Origin of the sequence: Pseudomonas sp. PAMC 26793 (genome assembly GCF_000313235.1) — a bacterium.
GTDB classification, from domain to species: Bacteria; Pseudomonadota; Gammaproteobacteria; order Pseudomonadales; family Pseudomonadaceae; genus Aquipseudomonas; species Aquipseudomonas yamanorum.
The window spans coordinates 61,343-77,182 of the sequence record NZ_AMXG01000010.1 but is presented as its reverse complement, the minus strand read 5'-3'; the positions used below and the strand labels follow the sequence as shown (position 1 = coordinate 77,182).

12 protein-coding genes and 3 pseudogenes are annotated in these 15,840 nt (G+C 62.1%); 8 read left to right on the top strand and 7 right to left on the bottom strand.

Annotation, left to right across the window (positions count from 1 at the left end):
• The first annotated feature begins 18 nt into the window (after window positions 1–18).
• Window positions 19–840 carry a DeoR/GlpR family DNA-binding transcription regulator gene (locus tag D109_RS0101830; protein WP_017475394.1) on the top strand — a complete coding sequence of 274 codons (822 nt, stop codon included), beginning with the start codon at window positions 19–21 and terminating at the stop codon, window positions 838–840.
• Between the two features lie 50 nt (window positions 841–890).
• Here the strand turns inward: D109_RS0101830 and otnI are convergent, their stop codons facing one another.
• The 5 genes from otnI to ltnD form a co-directional block, all read right to left on the bottom strand.
• Window positions 891–1,673 (bottom strand): 2-oxo-tetronate isomerase, encoded by a 783-nt coding sequence (gene otnI / locus D109_RS0101825; RefSeq protein WP_017475393.1) that lies wholly within the window; start codon window positions 1,671–1,673, stop codon window positions 891–893.
• A 10-nt stretch (window positions 1,674–1,683) separates the two neighbouring features.
• Complete coding sequence (locus D109_RS0101820; RefSeq protein WP_026077718.1) at window positions 1,684–3,144, bottom strand: SLC13 family permease; 1,461 nt, start codon at window positions 3,142–3,144, stop codon at window positions 1,684–1,686.
• 184 nt (window positions 3,145–3,328) lie between these two features.
• Window positions 3,329–3,967: an aldolase gene (locus D109_RS0101815; RefSeq protein WP_017475391.1), complete on the bottom strand. Its 639-nt coding sequence runs from the start codon at window positions 3,965–3,967 to the stop codon at window positions 3,329–3,331.
• Window positions 3,964–5,256 carry a 3-oxo-tetronate kinase gene (gene otnK / locus D109_RS0101810; RefSeq protein ID WP_017475390.1) on the bottom strand — a complete coding sequence of 431 codons (1,293 nt, stop codon included), beginning with the start codon at window positions 5,254–5,256 and terminating at the stop codon, window positions 3,964–3,966. Before otnK ends, D109_RS0101815 begins: the two co-directional genes overlap by 4 nt.
• A gap of 10 nt (window positions 5,257–5,266) precedes the next feature.
• Complete coding sequence (gene ltnD / locus D109_RS0101805; protein WP_081585307.1) at window positions 5,267–6,265, bottom strand: L-threonate dehydrogenase; 999 nt, start codon at window positions 6,263–6,265, stop codon at window positions 5,267–5,269.
• Between the two features lie 157 nt (window positions 6,266–6,422).
• On the opposite strand from ltnD, the pseudogene D109_RS1000000135160 reads away from it, so the two are divergent.
• Window positions 6,423–7,187: pseudogene (locus D109_RS1000000135160) on the top strand (PAS domain-containing protein); the annotation flags it as partial.
• Window positions 7,161–7,778: a methyl-accepting chemotaxis protein gene (locus D109_RS1000000135155; RefSeq protein WP_371103561.1), complete on the top strand. Its 618-nt coding sequence runs from the start codon at window positions 7,161–7,163 to the stop codon at window positions 7,776–7,778. The pseudogene D109_RS1000000135160 and the gene D109_RS1000000135155, both read left to right, overlap by 27 nt.
• Window positions 7,779–7,898: 120 nt before the next feature.
• On the opposite strand, the pseudogene D109_RS1000000135150 reads toward D109_RS1000000135155, so the two are convergent.
• Together D109_RS1000000135150 and D109_RS1000000135145 are read right to left on the bottom strand one after the other, a co-directional pair.
• Window positions 7,899–8,441: pseudogene (locus D109_RS1000000135150) on the bottom strand (methyl-accepting chemotaxis protein); the annotation flags it as partial.
• Window positions 8,442–8,762: 321 nt separating this feature from the next.
• Window positions 8,763–9,740, bottom strand: a pseudogene (locus tag D109_RS1000000135145) (cache domain-containing protein); the annotation flags it as partial.
• Between the two features lie 426 nt (window positions 9,741–10,166).
• Between D109_RS1000000135145 and D109_RS0101790 the strand changes: the two are divergent.
• The 5 genes from D109_RS0101790 to msrA all read left to right on the top strand — a co-directional run bounded on the left by D109_RS0101790 (window position 10,167) and on the right by msrA (window position 15,817).
• Window positions 10,167–11,036, top strand: coding sequence for an oxaloacetate decarboxylase (locus D109_RS0101790; protein ID WP_017475386.1), 870 nt, complete (start codon window positions 10,167–10,169; stop codon window positions 11,034–11,036).
• A 344-nt stretch (window positions 11,037–11,380) separates the two neighbouring features.
• On the top strand, window positions 11,381–13,387 hold the full coding sequence (locus D109_RS0101785) for an ATP-binding cassette domain-containing protein (protein ID WP_017475385.1): 2,007 nt from the start codon (window positions 11,381–11,383) through the stop codon (window positions 13,385–13,387).
• An 11-nt stretch (window positions 13,388–13,398) separates the two neighbouring features.
• Window positions 13,399–14,448 (top strand): glycine betaine ABC transporter substrate-binding protein, encoded by a 1,050-nt coding sequence (locus D109_RS0101780; protein WP_017475384.1) that lies wholly within the window; start codon window positions 13,399–13,401, stop codon window positions 14,446–14,448.
• Window positions 14,445–15,365, top strand: coding sequence for a homocysteine S-methyltransferase family protein (locus D109_RS0101775; protein ID WP_017475383.1), 921 nt, complete (start codon window positions 14,445–14,447; stop codon window positions 15,363–15,365). Before D109_RS0101780 ends, D109_RS0101775 begins: the two co-directional genes overlap by 4 nt.
• Window positions 15,362–15,817, top strand: coding sequence for a peptide-methionine (S)-S-oxide reductase MsrA (msrA, locus tag D109_RS0101770; protein ID WP_017475382.1), 456 nt, complete (start codon window positions 15,362–15,364; stop codon window positions 15,815–15,817). Before D109_RS0101775 ends, msrA begins: the two co-directional genes overlap by 4 nt.
• The last annotated feature ends 23 nt before the right edge of the window (window positions 15,818–15,840 follow it).

The following is a 15,840-nucleotide window of genomic DNA, read 5'->3' as shown; positions in this document are numbered from 1 at the left end:
TAACTGTTGGAGCCTTGCATGCCAAGCCAGAAGGACATCACCGCCGAGAGCGGCGCACCGATGATTCCTGATCAGCGCCGTGAGCTGATACTGCGTCAGTTGCGCAAGCATCAAGTGCTGAGTGTCCATCAGTTGATGGAGATGTTCGACTGCTCCCACATGACCGTGCGGCGCGACATTGCATTGCTGGAGCAGGAAGGCCGGGCGTATTCGGTCACCGGCGGGGTGCGCATTGCCAGCCAGCTTCACAGCGAGCCGAGCCATCAGCTCAAGGCCGTGGTGGAGTTGCCGCAGAAGCAGGCCATGGCCAAGCTCGCCGCGCGCTTGCTGCGTGCGGACATGACGGTCTACCTGGACGCAGGCACCAGCACGCTGGAGATCGTGCCCTACATCAAGGCGCTCGCCGGCATGACGGTGGTGACCAACGACTTCGGCGTGGTGCAGGCACTGATGGACGCCCCGCACGTGACGGTGATTCACACGGGCGGGCAGTTGGATCACTCCAACCATTCGTGTGTGGGCGGGCTTGCGGTGGCCACACTGCGCCAGGTGGTCACCGACATCGCCTTTATCTCTACCAGTTCCTGGGACCTGCGACGCGGGATAACCACGCCTTCGGCGTTGAAGGTGGAGGTCAAGCAGGTGGCCATGCAGTCGGCGTCGCAAGTGGTGCTGGTGGCCAGCAGTTCCAAGTACGGCACCTTCAGCATGTACAAGATCGCCGGGCTGGAGCAGTTCGATATCGTCATCAGTGACGCCGCGCTGGCGCCCGCCGCAGCGGACGGCATACGCAAGCAAGGGGTCGAACTGATGTTGCCGTCCGACCTCACGCCCGCCTGACGGGGCTTTTCGGTCTGCTGCGAGCAACGCGCGGCGGAGGGTAGCGTTGTTTAGCGTGCCTTCCAGTCCCGCAACCATTGCAGGCCGGCCGAGGTGTCACCCCGCGGTCGGTATTCGCAGCCTATCCAGCCGTCATACCCCAGTTCATCGATCAGCTCGAACAGGTAAGGGTAATTCAGCTCCCCGAGGTCCGGTTCATGCCGATCGGGCACGCCGGCAATCTGGATATGGCCAATGCCGCCCATGTCCCGGCGCAGTTTCACGGCCAGGTCGCCCTCGACGATCTGGCAGTGATAACAGTCGAACTGGACCTTCAGGTTGCGGGCGCCGACCTCCTTGCAGATGGCCTGTGCCTGGTCCTGGCGGTTGAGGAAAAACCCTGGCATGTCTCGGGTGTTGATCGGCTCCAGCAACACCGTAACGCCGGCCTGCTGCGCCTGGGCGGCCGCGTAGGCGAGGTTTTCCAGGTACACCCCATGGTGCCGCGCGCGGTCGCTTTCCGACGCCAGCAAGCCGGCCATCACATGGATGCGGGTATTGCCCAGCACGGCGGCGTACTCCAGCGCCCGGTCGAAACTGGCGCGAAACTCGTCCTCGCGACCCGGCAAGGTCGCGATGCCACGCTCGCCCGCGGCCCAATCACCCGGTGGCGCGTTGAACAGCGCTTGCACCAGGCCGTTGTCGGTCAGGCGTTGCTGGAGTTCCTGTGGGCTGTACTCATAGGGAAAGAGGTACTCCACCGCTTCGAATCCGTCGGCGGCGGCCGCGGCGAAGCGTTCCAGGAACGGGCGTTCGGGGTAGAGCATGCTCAGGTTGGCAGCAAAGCGAGGCATGGGAACTCCTTCAGACAAAAGGCCAGATCAACAGGGTGACAAGGAAACCCAGGGTACCCAGGAGGGTGGTGATCACCGTCCAGGTGCGCAGGCCGTCAGCCACGTTGAGGCCGGCCAGTTTAGTGAAAATCCAGTAGCCGGCATCGTTGATGTGCGACATCGCCAGCCCGCCACCGCCCATGGCCAGGCACAGCAGGGCCATATGGTTGGGCGTCAGGTTGAGCGTGGCAATCAACGGGCTGATGATACCCGCTGTGGTCACCAGCGCCACGGTGGTCGAACCCTGTACCGCGCGCAACAGCATGGTCAGCAAAAAGCCCAGCGCCAGCACTGGCAGCCCGGTGGTGCGCAGCAAGTCGGAGACCACCGCACCGATCCCGGTGTCCACCAGCACCTTGCCGAACACGCCGCCGGCACCGGCGATCAGGATCACCATGGCCACGCCGGGCAATGCCGAGCCGATCACATCGGACACCTGGGTACGGCTCCAGCCGCGACGGGAGCCCAGCAGCCAGGCACACAGTAAGGTGTCGAGCAGCAGTGCCACCAACGGGGCTCCGAGGACGGTCATGATCGCCCGCAACGTCGACTCGATGGGCAGCAGCGACGTCGCCAGGGTGCCCAGCAGAATCAGGATGATGGGCAACAGGATCAGGCTGACGATCAACCCGAAACCCGGCGCCGGGGCGGGCGGCAGCTTGGCAACGATGCTGCTGGTGGACTCTTCGAGGCCCATATGCGCGACGGCGCCAGCCCCCTGTTCGACGTTCTGGGCGTTGCCGTTATGCCAGGCGCGCAGGTCGTCGTTGGTCACGTGGGGGCCGTAGACTTCGGCACGGATATCATCGGACATCGGGTAAAAACGCCGGGTCATGCGTCCGGCCACGCGGTAGCCGACGTAGCACAGGAAGGCCGTGAGCGGCAGCCCGAACATCAGTACCCGGCCCAGGTCGGCGCCCAGTTGGCTGGCGGCCGCCACGGCACCGGGATGCGGAGGCAGGAAGGCGTGCACCGTGAGCAGCGCCGCGCACATCGGCAAGGCAAACATCAGCAGCGGTTTGCGCGCACGGCGGGCAACGCCATAGGCCAGCGGCATCAGGATGATCACCCCCACTTCGAAGAACACCGGCACACCGATGATGAAGCCGGCCACCGTCAACGCCAGCGGCGTGCGCCGGTTACCGAAGCGTTCGATCAGGGTTTTCGCCAGCGCCTCGGCGCCGCCGGACAATTCGATGATGCGGCCGATCATGGCGCCCAGGGCGATGATGATTGCGATATGGCCGAGAGTCTTGCCCATCCCGCCTTCGATGGTGGCGACCAGGTCGGCCGGTTTTACCCCGGCGACCAACGCCACCAGGATGCTCACCAGCATCAGCGCCACAAACGGCTGGAATTTGTACTTGAGCACCAGGAACAGCAGGAGTGCGATCCCAAGGCCGGCGGTTGCCATCAGAATAAGCGGGCTCATAGCATCCACCCTGCGCATTGAACGTGCGAAAGGTAAGTGCCACTGTAAGGGTCAACACTGCAGTAGGGCTTGATCATGCTGGAATGTCCTGTTGTTTTTATTGTTCAGGCACGTGCTCGCGACAGCGTGGCTGCTTCGGGTCGCGAAGGCGTGCATCAAGGGGGTTGCGGGTAAAGCCGGAGGCTTACCACTGGGCGCCGAACGTCTCCCGCAGTTCGTCCAGTGCGGCCTGGTCCAGTGGCGCCGGTCGCGGGTTGCTCATCAGCCAAAGCCGTGCGGTTTCTTCGAGTTCTTCCAGGGCATAACTGGCCTTGGACACGGAGCTTTCCCAGACCACCGGCCCCAGGCGTTCGAGCATCACACCCCGTACGCGGTTGGCCAGTTGCGCCACCTGCTCGGCGACATTGGGTGCGCCAGGGCGTTGATAGTTGATCAATGGGATATGGCCCACCTTCATCACCTGATACGGCGTCAGTGGCGGCAGGATGTCGTCCTGGCTCCACACCCCGGCCAGGGTCAGGGCCACCAGGTGGGTGGAATGGGTATGCACCACGCCACCCACGCCAGGGTTGCGATCGTAGACCTGGCGATGCAGGGCCAGGGTTTTCGACGGCTTGTCGCCCGACACCCATTTGCCCGCCAGGTCGACCTTGGCAATGGCCGCAGGGTCCAGGCGCCCAAGGCAGGCGTCGGTGGGGGTGATCAGCCAGCCATCATCGAGCCGGGCGCTGATGTTGCCGGCGCTGCCCACGGTAAACCCGCGCTGGTAGAGGCTGTGCCCAACGGTGCAAATCTCCTCCCGCAGTGCGTTTTCGCGACTCATTGCGCACCTCCGGCCAATTGCTTCAGGGCCTTGGCGAAAAAGTCCCGACCGCCGAAGTTGCCGGACTTGAGGGCCAGCGCCAGCGGCTCGGCGGTGTTGCTCACGGTGGCCGGCACCCCGGGGTCGATCTGCGCGCCAATCTGCAACAGCTGGACGCCGAGAGCCTTGACCACCGCGCCGGAGGTTTCACCACCGGCGACAACGAAGCGCCGCACGCCACTGTCGCGAAGGGCCTGGGCGATGGCGCCCAAGGCGTTCTCCACCAGTTCGCCCGCATGCTCGACCCCCAGTTGCTGCTGGACCGCCTTGACGTCGTCCGGGGTGCTGGTGGCGTAGATCAATACGGTGTGTGGCTGGTTGCGTGCAAAAGCCACGGCGTTTGCCACCACCGGTTCACCGGCCGCCAGAGCCAGTGGGTCGATGCGCAGTGCTGGCCGTCCGGCCTCGATCCAGGCGGCAACCTGGCCGTTGGTGGCGATCGACGCGCTGCCGGCCAACACTACTTCGCCGCCTTCCACCGTCGGCAGTGATGCCGGGTCGAAGTCGCGCAGCTTGCCGGCACGGCGGAAGTTTTCCGGAAGCCCCAGGGCCAGGCCCGAGCCACCCGTCAACAGCGGCAAGTCGGCGCAGGCGGCGCCGAGGGTATAAAGGTCCTGGTCGGACAGCGCATCAGCAACCGCCATGCCCACACCTTGGGTGCGCAGTTCGGCGATTTTCTCGCGCACCTGAGGCGCGCCCTGGGCGATGCTGTCGTAGCGCAGCAGGCCAACCTTGTATGAGGTCTGCGACTGCAGCACACGGACCAGGTTGGCATCGGTCATGGGGGTCAGCGGATGGTGCTGCATGCCCGACTCATTGAGTAACTGGTCTTGCACGAACAGATGACCACGGAAGATCGTCCGGCCGTTTTCCGGAAACGCCGGGCAGGCGAGGGTGAAGTCACTGCCCAGCGCCTTGAGCAACGCTTCGCTGACCTGGCCGATATTGCCGGCGGGCGTCGAGTCGAACGTGGAGCAGTACTTGAAGAAAATCTGCTCGCAACCCTGTGCGCGCAGCCATTCCAGGGCGGCCAGGGAGTCGGCGATGGCGTCGGCAACGGGCAGGGTGCGGGATTTCAGGGCAATGACGATTGCGTCTGCGTCCAGCCCGGCCGCGACTTCGTCGCTCGGAATGCCAATGCTCTGCACCGTACGCATTCCGCCGCGCACCAGCATATTGGCGAGGTCGGTGGCCCCGGTGAAATCGTCGGCGATGCAGCCCAGCAATGGGCGTGCGGCAGGTCGGTTCATGGCGCGGTCCTTATACGGAGTCAGGCTTGGCGGTCGGCAGTTCGATGCCCGGGAAAATCTTGATCACCGCCGAATCGTCCTCACGCCCGAAACCGGCGCTGGAGGCCTGCATGAACATCTGGTGCGCGGTGGCCGACAGCGGCAGCGGAAACTTGCTGGCCCGTGCGGTATCCAGCACCAGGCCCAGGTCCTTGACGAAAATATCCACGGCGGACAACGGCGTGTAATCGGCCTTGAGAATGTGTGGCACGCGGTTCTCGAACATCCAGGAATTGCCGGCGCTGTGGGTGATCACCTCATACAAGGCATCGGCGTCGACCCCTTCGCGCAGCCCCAGCGCCATCGCTTCGGCGGAGGCGGCAATGTGCACGCCCGCCAGCAGCTGGTTGATGATCTTGACCTTGGAGCCCAGGCCATGCACGTCGCCCAGTCGATAAACCTTGCCGGCCATGCCCGCGAGCACCGCATCCGCCTTGGCATAGGCGTCGGCCGGGCCGGAAGTCATCATGGTCATTTCGCCGGCCGCGGCCTTGGCGGCTCCGCCGGAGATCGGCGCGTCCAGGTACAGCAACCCGGCGTCTGCCAGGCGCTGGCCCAGCTCCACGGCATAGGTCGGCGCCACCGTGGCACAGCCAATCACCAGGCTTCCCGGGCGCAATGCGGCGGCCGCCGAGTGTTCACCAAACAGGACGGTCTCGGACTGTTCGGCATTCACCACCACGGTGATGATCACATCGCATTCACCCGCCATCTGTGCCGGTGAACTGCAGGCTACGCCGCCTTCGCTGGCGAACTGTTGTGTGAGGGTTTCACGCACATCACAGGCATGCACATTGAAACCATTGCGCAGCAACGAGCGGGCAATGCCCAGGCCCATCGCGCCAAGCCCAATAACACCGACGTTCTTATTATTCATGGGGGTTCCTGTTTTGTGGTCAGGGGGTGAGACATGTTGGGCTGATAATCCACCAGTGATCGGATTATGTGAAGTTATTTTTTCAAATAACATATTTTAACATTGGCGGTGTGAGCGTCCTGCAGGCCCCGTGGTGCAAGGAAAAGCGCACTAAATTGACGTCAAATAAAAAGCCTGCCGGGCTGTGTTTAGTTCCGCAACTCACAGCCGATAGCGCCTTTAAGGGTCCATTGCTCTGAAGGGGTACGTCATGTTCAATAAAACGTTGAAAACAGAACTGGCAGCCAGGACGGCCGACGTTGCAGGGTATAAAGGATTGATGGCTGCGCTTGAGCGCTCGATGGCCGTGGTCGAGTTCGACTTGAACGGCAAGGTGCTTCGCGCCAACGATAACTTCTTGCAGGCGTTGGGATATCGCCCGGATGAATTGAGTGCAAAGTCACATCGGGACTTTTGCTTGCCTGCACTGACGAACAGCGCGGCGTACGGCGAATTCTGGGCCGCGCTTCGGGCCGGCAAATTCGTTTCCGGCACCTTTCAGAGGGTCAATAAAGACGGGCAGACTGTCTGGCTGGAGGCCAGTTATAACCCGGTGCTGGACGAGCGCGGCCAGGTGTTGAAGATCGTCAAGTACGCGCTTGTCGTCACCGACAAAGTGGCCCAGGAGGCCGCCACCCGCAGCAAGCTCGTGGCGCTGGACCGGGCCATGGCGGTGATCGAGTTCGACCTGAGCGGCAATGTGCTGGTCGCCAACGAAAACTTTCTGAATGTCATGGGTTATGGGCTGGCGGAACTCAAGGGCAAGCATCACCGGATGTTTTGCGAACCCGGCCTGGTGAACAGCGATGAGTACACCGACTTCTGGCGTCGGCTGAATGGGGGCGAGTTTTTCAGCGGGCAATTTAAACGCCTGGGCAAGCACGGCCGCGTCGTGTGGCTGGAGGCAAGCTATAACCCGGTCTATGACGCCGACGGCAAGTTGACCAAGATCGTCAAATTCGCCAGCGACATCACCGAGCGGGTCGAGAAATTCGAAGCCGACTCCCGTGGCGCTTCCCGGGCTTACCATATTTCTGCCGAGACTGAGAAATTTGCCGAGCAGGGCACCCAGGTCATTCAAGAGACCGCCAGCGAGATGCGCCGCATTGCCGAAAACATCGGGGCGTCTGCGCGACTGGTGGGACAACTGGGCGATCGCTCCGAGCAGATCACCGCCATCGTCAACACCATTCGCGGGATTGCTGACCAGACCAACCTGCTGGCGCTCAATGCCGCCATCGAGGCCGCCCGCGCCGGGGATCAAGGGCGGGGGTTTGCCGTGGTCGCCGACGAGGTGAGGCAATTGGCGGGGCGCACCAGCCGCTCAACGGCGGAAATCGCCGAGATGATCAGCAAGATTCTCGCCGAGACACGGGACGCGGTGGTCAGCATGAATGCCACCCAGGAAGGGGCGCAGCGCGGCGTAACGTTGGCCGATCAAGCCGGTTCGGTGATTTTGCAGATTCGCAATGGCACCAGCGATGCGGTCGAGGCGGTGAGCATGTTCGCTTCCAAGCTCGATGAGTCCGAAGTGATTCCAAAGACCGCCATCAGCTGGGTGGGGTAGAGCCTCAAGCAGCGCCTGGGTCTTGACGTCGAACAGGGAATAGAAAAAGCGCCACTCGTTGAGTGGCGCTTTTTTTTGCCGGCGCTGTGGGCGGTTCAGGCATTGCCCTCAGCGAAATGCCTAGAACTTGAAGCGCCCCACCAGGCCCTTGAGCTGACCGGAAATATCCGTCAACCGCCCGGACCCGGTCTGTGCCGAATGCGCAAAGCCTTCCACCAACTGCGCATCGGCATGGATCTGCGCGATGTGCCGGTTGATCTCTTCGGCCACCTGGTGCTGTTCCTCGGCGGCCGTGGCGATCTGGGTGTTCTGGTCGCGAATCGAGTCGACCGAGCCACGGATCTTGTCGAAGCTGTCGCGGGCCTGCTGGATGCGTTCCACGCTGGTGTGAGACACCAGCAGGCTGCCTTGCATCTGCTGGGTGACTTCCTGGGTGCGGCGGGCGAGGTTGCCCAGCAGGCTGTCGATTTCGCCGGTGGAGTCGGCGGTGCGTCGCGCCAGGGCCCGCACCTCGTCGGCGACCACGGCGAACCCGCGGCCCTGGTCACCGGCACGTGCGGCTTCGATGGCGGCGTTAAGCGCCAGCAGGTTGGTCTGTTCGGCAATCGAGCGGATGGTGTCGAGGATGGTGTTGATGTTTTTGCTGTCCTGCTCCAGTTGCTGCATCGTCTGGGTGGAGCGCTGCAGGTCTTCGCTGAGCTTGAGCACGCTGCCAGTGGCTTCGCCGATATGCTGCTGGCCGTCGTGTACATCGCGGTAGCCTTCGTCGGCACTCGATGCGGCGGCGCTGCAGGAGCGAGCGACTTCGTTGGCGGTCGCCACCATTTCGTTGAAGGCGGTGCTGACCAGCTCCACGGCTTCACGTTGGCGGCCTGCCGCCTGGTTCATGTTATGGGCGACGTCGCGGGTGTCGGCGGCGGCGGCTTGCAGGTCGGAAGAGGCATTGCCGATGCGTTGCACCAACTGGGCGATCATGCTCAGGAACTGGTTGAACCAGCCCGCCAGGCTGGCGGTTTCGTCCTTGCCCTGCACCTTGAGCTGGCGGGTGAGGTCGCCTTCACCTTCGGCAATCTCTTGCAGGCCGTCGGCCACCCCGCGAATCGGGCGCACGATCACGCTGGCAAAGCTGGCACCGACAATCGCAAACACCACGGCCAGTGCCGCTGCGATGGCGGCGATCAGCCAGGTCAGGCGAGTGGCGCCGGCCATCACTTCGTCGCGCTTGATCAGGCCGATAAAACGCCAGCCCAGGTCTTTGGAACTGACCACGTTGGCCATGTAGGTCACACCCTCGATGTTCACCTGGGTCACGCCGTCGCCGCGCTTGGCCAACTCGGCATAATCAGGGCCCAGGTCGGCCATCGGTTTGAAGTTGTGCTTGGCGTCGCTGGGGTCTACCAGCACGTTGCCGTTGGCTTCCACCAGCATCAGGTAGCCGCTGTCGCCGAGCTTGATGTTGCGCACCAGTTCGGTGAGTTGCTTGAGCGACACATCCAGGCCGACGACGCCGAGGATCTTGCCCGTGTCGTCGGCGACGGTGTGCACGGTGCCGATCAGCGACACATCGTCTGGTGCCCAATAGTAGGCGCCGGTACGCACGGTCTTGCCGGGCGCGGCGATGGCCGCCTGGTACCAGGGGCGCACGCGCGGGTCGTAGTTGTTCAGTTTGGTGTCGTCAGGCCAACTGGCGTAACCGCCGTCGCTCAGTCCCAGGGACAGGTAGGCGGTGCTGGGATGGCTTTTGGCGAACTGGTCGAAAATCCCCAGAAGGTCTTTGTTGGTCGCAGTCAGCGGGATTTGCGCAGCGTCGGCGCCGGCATAACTCTTGAGGTCCTTGGCCGCGACAACGCGCGGGTCCTTGGCCACGTACTCGACGTTCTGGCTGATGCCGTCGAAAAACTGCTTCATGCCGTTGTCGATCTGACGGATCTCGCGGCCGCTGCTGTCGAGGAAATTGGCCATGGCCCCCTCGCGCACATTCAGCACCACCAGAATGGCCACCAGGATGACCGGCAGGCACGCGATGGCCGCAAAGGCCCAGGTCAGCTTCTGCTTGATATTCATGACTTCACCTGCGGGTATTTATAGTTTTGGCAAGGAGAAAACAGTTGGGTCGAACGTCGCATGTGTTGTTTTGACGGCGGGTGTGGCCATGCGTACCCCCTGTATATCGACTGCTGGGGCACGCACTTGAGGCCGAAGGAACGGTTTAACGGTGGGGGCTGGTGGTCTCAGCCTTCGAACACCGCGCCATCAGACGTCGCTGCTAAACGTGATGCATAAGTTTCTCAAACGTCATCAACCATCTTTTTACGGCGTGATACGCTAGCCCTACTTTTGAATTGGCACTGGTCGTTCCCGCGTATACGGCGACAGTGAGGAGTGAACATGTCGAAAATTTCCCACCATGATCTGCGGCGCTCGTTTCGCGAGCTGCTGGCCTCCCAGCACTGCTTTCACACCGCCTCGGTGTTCGACCCGATGTCTGCCAGGATTGCGGCAGACCTGGGCTTTGAAGTCGGCATCCTGGGTGGCTCGGTGGCGTCGCTGCAGGTTCTGGCTGCGCCGGACTTCGCGCTGATTACCCTGAGTGAGTTCGTCGAGCAGGCCACCCGCATCGGCCGGGTAGCGCAACTTCCGGTGATCGCCGACGCTGACCACGGCTACGGCAATGCTCTGAACGTGATGCGCACGGTCCAGGAACTGGAGCGTGCGGGCGTTTCAGCGCTGACCATTGAAGATACCTTGCTGCCCGCGCAGTTCGGGCGTAAATCCACCGATCTCATCAGCACGGAAGAGGGCGTGGGCAAGGTCAAGGCAGCCCTGGAGGCGCGGGTCGATCCGCAGCTTTCGATCATCGCGCGCACCAACGCCGCCGTGCTGCCGGTGGAGGACGTCATCCATCGCACCAAGGCGTATCAAGAAGCCGGTGCAGACGGCATCTGCATGGTGGGTGTCCGTGACTTCGACCACCTTGAACAGATCGCCGAAGGCCTGACGGTCCCGTTGATGCTGGTGACCTACGCCAACCCGAACCTCAATGACAATGAGCGCCTGGCCAAACTGGGCGTGCGGATTGTGGTGGCCGGCCACGGCGCGTACTTTGCCTCGATCAAGGCCACCTACGACAGCCTTCGCGAACAGCGCAACCTCACGCGCAGCACGTCGAACCTGACCGCCAGCGAACTGACCCACACCTACACGTTCCCCGACACCTACGTGAGCTGGGCCAAAGAGTTCATGGATGTCCAAGAGTAGAAACTGTAGGCGTCAGGCGTTACGCGACAGAAACTGAAAAAGGACCTCTGAAAAGAGGTCCTTTTTTTTCGTCTGCACAAACGTATTTCTTCGTGGGTTGCCACCGCCGACAGCGTCCGAACCGCAGCGCTTAAGCTAATGCAAAAAAGGTATTTATTCCTACTTTTTAAGATCGTTTAGCTTTATGCGCACGGAAGGTGTTGCGCTTCAAGCGCAGCGCTTTTTTTTGCGTTTGGCTACCTGGAGCTACTGTGACAATCATTCAATCCCCGTTGGCGACTGCCTGGGTCGCGCCTTCCCGACACCCTGAGGGGGGCGGAGACGATCATGCGAACGACGGTGACGTGGTGCTTGAACTGCGAAACATCACCAAGGCTTATGCGCGAAAAGACGCGTCGGCGCTGCCAGCCGTCAGCAATATCAACTTGAAGGTACGCCGCGGAGAAGTCCTCTGCCTGATGGGCACCTCCGGCAGTGGCAAGTCGACGTTGCTGCGGCACATCAACCGCTTGATCGAGCCCACCGGTGGCGAAGTCTTGATTGAAGGCGAGGCCATCAGCGAGCTGAGCAGCAAGGCCTTGCGTGCATTGCGCTCGCGCCGTATCGGCATGGTGTTTCAGCATTTTGGCCTGTTACCCCACCGTACGGTTCTGGACAACGTCGCGTTGCCGTTGGAATTGCGCGGGGAACCCGAGTCGGTTCGGCACGCGGCTGCCGTCATTCAGCTAAAGGCCGTAGGGTTGGACGGTTGGGGAGAGCATTATCCCCACGAGCTTTCCGGAGGCATGCAGCAACGCGTCGGGTTGGCCCGGGCGCTGGTGACGCAGCCCGATATCCTGCTGATGGACGAGCCATTCAGCGCACTCGACCCCACCATCCGCCGCGATTTGCAGCGTCATTTCCTGGCCCTGGCACGTGAGCGCGGGATCAGCACCTTGTTGGTCACCCACGACCCGGCAGAAGCCATCCTGCTGGCCGATCGTATTGCCGTGCTACGCAAAGGCCGATTGGTGCAAGTGGGCACTCCGGCGCAGTTGCTTGAGCGTCCTGCCGATGCAGAAGTCGCGGATTTTTTCCGCGACTGCAGGCCCACGCCATCCCCGGTGCAACAGGTTGCCAGCGTCCGCCTCCAGGCTCCCGATGCCGAGCCTCGTGAGCAACACGCCAGCCCCGGTCTGCGCGGCTGGCAAGCGCTTCTGCTGGGGCCGGCAGCGCTGGCTGCCCGTGGCAGGGGCGGCTGGTTCTGGCTGACCTTCGCCGCCGAACTTGCCGCTTTGACCTTCCTGGTCAAAGGCATTATCAGCGGCGCGTGGCTCGCAGTGCTGGCCGCCATGGCGGTGCTCGGCGCCAGCCGTTTCCTGGCCGTTTCCCTCAGCCGTCAGTCGGTGCGCCGCAACGTATCGAGTTGGGGGCTGCCGTTGTTGGTACTGCTTGCCAGTGAGGCGTTGGTGGTCTGGCGAGTCATCACGCCGGACACCCATAGCGCGTTGCTTCAGTTTCCGGCAAACCGCCAAGCGTTGCTGTTTGCAGCAGACAGTATCGACCAGTTCATTGGTTGGTCTCAGGTGACCTTCGAGGGCGCATTTGTCGGGGTGATTGTCGCCGTCCGTACCGTCATCGAGGGCATCGAAAACCTGCTGGGATGGTTGCCATGGTCAGTCTCGGCATTGGCGCTGGTGTTGTTGGCCTGGCGTTCGGCTGGCCTGGCGCTGGCACTGACGAGCAGCGCTGCGTTGCTGTACATCGGGCTGTTCGGTTTCTGGGAGCGCACCATCGCCACGCTGGCACTGGTGGGCTCGTCGGTACTGATCGCGCTGGTCATCGGCGTGCCTACCGGCATTCTCCTGGCGAAACGACCGCTGTTTCGCCGCGTGGTAACGCCGTTGCTGGATGTGATGCAGACGCTGCCCACCTTTGTGTACCTGATTCCCGCCGTGGCGTTCTTCTCGGTGGGCAAGACGCCGGCGGTCATCGCGACGGTGATTTTTGCCTTGGCACCGATGATTCGCCTGACATCGCTGGGGATCCAGGAAGTCCCCAAGGATGCCGTCGAGGCTGCTGTCGCCCATGGCGCCAGCCCCTGGCAAACCCTGATCAAGGTCCAGTTGCCACTGGCTCGCCGTTCCTTGTTGCTGGGCATCAACCAAACCATCGTCATGAGCCTGTCGATGGTCGTGGTCGCTGCGCTGATCGGCGCCGGAGGCCTGGGTTATGACGTGATGACGGCGCTGCGCAACATCAAGGGCGGCGAGGGCATGCTGGCCGGTGTCGCGATTGTGCTGTGTGCGCTTATCCCGGACCGAATCATTCAATCGAGCTTGCGCAAGCAAGATCACCTGCACAACCCATAGTGAGATTTATCGTGAACACACCCTTATCGCGCCGCCTGGGCGCCGCCGCACTGTTGGCCTCCCTGATTCTCTCCCCGACGGTTTTCGCCAAGGACAAAATTGTCATTGGCGAGCAGAACTGGACGGGCGCAATCGCCATTCAGCACATTCTTGGGGAAGTCATCGAAAGCCGCCTGAACGGTGATGTGTCGTACCTGGCCGGGGACGTGCCGGTGCTGTTCAGTGCTGCCGCAAAAGGCGATGGCGCGGTGGATGTGCTGACCGACATCTGGTTGCCCAACCAGTCGGCAGCATGGGCCCGATACGTGACGGGCGGCACCCGTTCACTGGTGCCGAACGACCACCCTTATGCCGGCGAGCAGGGGTTTTACATCCCGGGCTATATCCAGGACAAATACGGTGTGAAATCGGTCTACGACCTGAAAAAACCGGAAGTGGCCAAGCTGTTCGAGCCGCTGGGCGGTGGCGAGGCACAGCTACTGGTGGGCCCGGCGGGCTGGGAGTCGACCTATATTGGCCAGATCAAGGCCAAGGATTATGGGTTCGCCGATCAATTCGAGGCGGTGTCCACCGAGGCCTCTGTGACCTACGCCAAGCTGGCAGCAGCGTACAAGGCCCAACGCGGCGTGGTGTTTTACGCCTATACCCCAGACTGGATCTTCTCGGCCTTTGACCTGCGCCGTCTGGAAGAACCGGCGTTCGACGGTTATGCCCAGGACAACAAAAAGGATGACCCGCTGTACAAGGCCGATGGCTGCTGGAAATTTATCAGCCCGACGATTGACCCGGACTGGTTGAACAAGAGCCAGATCACCTGCGCCTTCCCGGACGCCAAGGTCTACGTACTGGCGTCAACGGCTTTGCAGAAGCGCGCGCCAAAAATTGCCGAATTCCTGCGTAATTTCTCGATTGAACCGGCGCAACTCAATGGTCTGATCCTGAAGATCGAAAAAGAAAAACTGCCGGCAGATGCAGCGGCCAAGGCCTGGGTCCAGGCGAACACGGCCACGGTTGATCAATGGTTAGCCCCGTCGGTGCAAAAAGTGAGTACAAACCCATGAGCCAGATTGCTTTGCGCCTGCTCGATGGCGGCATGGGCCGTGAGTTGAAACGCATCGGGGCGCCGTTCCGCCAGCCTGAATGGTCGGCACTGGCGTTGATCGAGGCACCGGAGTTTGTGCTCCAGGCTCACGGAGCATTCATTGCTGCCGGTGCCCGGATCATCACCACCAACAGTTATGCCGTGGTGCCGTTTCATATCGGCGATGCACGTTTTGCCGAGCAGGGGCGTCTGCTGGCGGAGCGGGCAGGGCGCCTGGCGCGTCAGGCGGCATCCGCGAGTGTCGAGCCAGTGGCGGTCGCGGGCTCGTTGCCACCGGCCCTGGGCTCCTATCGGCCTGACCTGTTTGATCATCAACGCTCGGTCGCGATCCATCGCGAGCTGATCGACGGGCTGCAAGCCCATGTGGATGTCTGGCTGGCGGAGACCCAGAGTTCGACCGCTGAAGTTCGAGCGGTCGTTGAGGCGTTGGGCGCGCAATCCAAGCCGCTTTGGGTATCGTTTACGCTGCTGGATGAAACGGATGGGCCCGCGCAGCTGCGTTCCACCGAATCGGTGGGCGACGCCGTACGTGTGGCGGCACAATTGGGCGCGCAGGCGGTACTCTTCAATTGCAGCCAGCCGGAAGTCATGGCGGCCGCGCTCACCGAGGCCCGGCTTGTGATTCAAAGCCTTGGTCAAAGCCTTGAGCTGGGGGTTTACGCCAACGCGTTTCCTCCCGTCAACACAGAGGCCAAGGCGAATAGCACGTTGCTGGAAATTCGTAGTGACCTGGGCCCCGAGTCTTACCTGGATTGGTCCAGAACCTGGGTCGAGGCGGGCGCGACCATCGTTGGCGGCTGCTGCGGCATCGGGCCCGAGCACATCGCGCAGTTGCACCTGCACCTGAGACCGCAAACAGAGGTGGCTGGAAAATGAGTGAGCATGATGTGGTTGAGCAGGCGACCTTTGGCGCCGGCTGTTTCTGGGGCGCGCAGGCGTCCTTCAACGGCTTGCCCGGCGTGCTCGACAGTCGGGTCGGTTTTGCCCGGTCATCCCAAGGTGACTCACCGCTGATCGAAGTGGTGCAAGTTGACTTCGATGCGAGGGTGATACCCTTCACCCAACTGGTATCGCACTTCTGGACGTTGCACGATCCCACGTCAGTAGATCGCCAAGGTGCAGATATTGGGGTGAAATACCGTTCAGCGGTATTTTTTACCACAGCTCAACAGGCCCAACTGGCGCTGGTTGCCAAACAAAAGCTGGATGCTTCGGGACAGTTGGGCAAACCAGTGGCGACCGTGATTGTGCCACTGGCTGAATTTCAGCTGGCCGATGAAGAGCATCAGAACTATCTGGAAAAGCACGGCGGCACTTGCTCAATCTGACTGTATTCGAACACACCACTTGA